Raw genomic sequence first — 2,650 nt, 5'->3', positions numbered from 1 at the left:
CATGATCCTGCTCTGCCTGGCCGGTTACGCCCGACCCCTGCCCGGCCGAGCACAACCGAGCCCCATCAAGACCCACAGAAGAGAGCGATGAGCCCCAATTCGGACCGGTCCGAAACTCCCGGCCGCCCGGGCGGCCACCAAGGAACCGGATTACGCACCGGCCCGAAACTCCCCACTGCCGCGCCTGGCGCAGCAGCCCACGCAGCGCTGCTGCTGGACCGCGGCACCGTGCAGCAGCAGCGGACCAACGTGCTGCCGCTGCACCAGCTGCTGCCCGTTGTCCCGCTGCCCAGTGCAGCAGCGCTGCACGTTGTCCCGTCACCGGTGTCCGGTCTCGGTGATCCTGGCGAAGTCTCGGGCAAGGTGGCGGTCGGCGCCTTGGTCGTCTCACTCGATCTCATCCGTGTTGTCAGATTCTCACTGTTTCGCGTGCCAAGTGGCGCTCGGAACCGCTGCAGTGCTTGCGGCGGTGTCCTGTCGCAGCGGAGCTGGCGGATTCTCACTCGGTCTCATCCGCGTTGTCGGATTCTCAACCAGCCTCGGCCGCGCAGGGCTGGCTCTGTCTGGTCTCACCGGATCGTGATGGTCGGGGGACGCGCTACCCGGCACCTTCCTGCCACCTGGTCCGGTCCGGGGGCGAATTCTGCGCCAGGCCAGCCGGCTACCGGCATACGCGGCACGCCGACGCGCCCGGGACCGTCACTGTGGCGAGGGTGGCGGCACCTATACCCATCCGAGACCACGACTCCGAGGCGGCAGGATTCCCGGGGCGGCTCTGCCGCGTGTCTTCAGCGCACCAGGAGCTCGATGGCGACCTTCAGGCGCTCGAGGTAGAACTCCCGCGATGCGGCCTGATGCTTCAGGCCGATCGATGCGCTGATCATCGTCTGTGCGACGGGGGTGGCCGTCTCGTGTCCTGACTCGCCGGCGATCGCGTTCGTGATCAGTTCCTCGAATCGTCGCGGAGTGGTCTCTGCGATCTCTCCGAGGAGGTCGGGGTTGTCCTCGATCAGCGCCACGACATCGCGCGCCAGCGGGCCGACGTAGCGACCCGCCCACCGGTCGAAGGCTTCAAGGAGGCGCTCCGCCAGGGGGCGGCCGATGTCGGCCAGGACGTGTTCGACCGCCGTGATGTCGCGCGACAAGGCCTGGGTGACCGCGGCACGGAACAGAGCCTTCTTCGAGGAAAAGAGGAAGTAGAGCCCGGGGCGGGAGATGTGCGCCACCCGCGCCACTTCCTCCATCGAGGTCTTCCGGTAGCCGAATCGCGCGAACGTGGCCAGAGCGGAGTCCAGAACCATGGTCCGACGGTCGGTAGCGGTGGTGGGCGACGACAGGGGGCCGGCCTCGGGGCTGCTCATGAGGCGAGCATAGGAGCGAGAAATCTAGCTATACAAGTTCAGTCAAGTATGTATAGCCTCGCCGTCATGACGGCCCGCGCACCCCTCTCCACGTCCTTCACCGCTTCCAGCACGGCCAGTGAGGTGGTACGGGGCGTTGACCTCACCGGCATCCGAGCAATCGTGACGGGAGCTTCCTCCGGAATCGGGATCGAGACGGCTCGGGCGTTGGCCGCAGCTGGGGCGCAGGTGACGCTCGCCGTGCGGAACCCGGCTGCGGGTGACGCCGCGGCTGGAACGATCGAGAGCTCGACCGGAGGGATCCGTCCCCGAGTCGTCCGGCTGGACCTCGCCGACAGGGCCACCATCACGTCGTTCGTCGCCGCGTGGAGCGGCCCGCTTCACCTGTTGGTCAACAACGCAGGCGTGGTCACCGGCGGCCTCGAACGAACCCGCGAGGGCTGGGAGTTGCAGTTCGCGACAAACCATCTGGGCCACCTCGCACTCGCCATCGGCCTGCACGACGCCCTTGCCCTCGGAGCGTCCGACCGCGACGGGGCACGGATCGTCTCGGTCAGCTCCACGGCGCACATGCGTTCCGGCATCGACTTCGACGACCTCCACTTCGAGCGGCGCGGCTACGACCCGCAGATCGCCTACGCCCAGTCGAAGACGGCGAACTCCCTATTCACCGTCGAGGCGACCCGTCTGTGGGCGTCCGACGGCATCGTCGCCAATGCGGTGAACCCCGGCGGCGTCGCGACGGGTCTGCAGCGGAACTTCACCGCACAGCAGAAGCAGTCACTCGATGCGGCTGAGGCCGCCGGAGTCTTCACGTACAAAACGGTCCAGCAGGGAGCCGCCACCACCATGGTCGCGGCCGTCGCCCCGCAGTTCGCCCACTCCGGAGGCCACTACCTCGATGACTCGCAGGAGGCCTACACCGTGCCGAACGACGCCGACCTCGCGCAACACCCCCACGGTGTCAAAGAATGGGCGCTCGATCCCGCCATCGCCAAGCGCCTCTGGGCGGTCTCGACCGACCTGCTCCGCGCCTGACCTCCCGACGCCACAACACTCCCACGGCCGAGCTTCGCCGGCATCGACGAGCCGGCCACCCCGGATTCCGCAGAGGCCAGGTGCACTGAGAATCCCGCGCTGAGCGTTCTCACCCGACCTGGCAGCCCCGCTGCTCAGCACAAGATCCACGGACAGTGTCGGCGGCGGCTGAACCGTGACCCACTTTGGACGGTTGAGTTCTGACCCTCTTGTGTCGTCGGTGGTCTTGTTCAGTCGTTGTCGGTGGCGTT

At 67.5% G+C, this 2,650-nt stretch carries 2 protein-coding genes; one reads left to right on the top strand and one right to left on the bottom strand.

All coding sequences use genetic code 11. The features are described from left to right. Window positions 1-788: 788 nt before the first annotated feature. On the bottom strand, window positions 789-1,361 hold the full coding sequence (locus ACZ38L_RS39085) for a TetR/AcrR family transcriptional regulator (protein WP_465702849.1): 573 nt from the start codon (window positions 1,359-1,361) through the stop codon (window positions 789-791). Between the two features lie 66 nt (window positions 1,362-1,427). Here ACZ38L_RS39085 and ACZ38L_RS39080 point away from each other — a divergent pair, with 66 nt between their 5' ends. Further along, window positions 1,428-2,399 (top strand): SDR family NAD(P)-dependent oxidoreductase, encoded by a 972-nt coding sequence (locus tag ACZ38L_RS39080; protein WP_465702847.1) that lies wholly within the window; start codon window positions 1,428-1,430, stop codon window positions 2,397-2,399. Window positions 2,400-2,650: the final 251 nt, after the last annotated feature.

The sequence above is a fragment of the Kitasatospora sp. NPDC024654 genome (assembly GCF_055559155.1).
The sequence above is the reverse complement of the archived record's forward strand: the minus strand, read 5'-3'. Positions and strand labels throughout refer to the sequence as shown.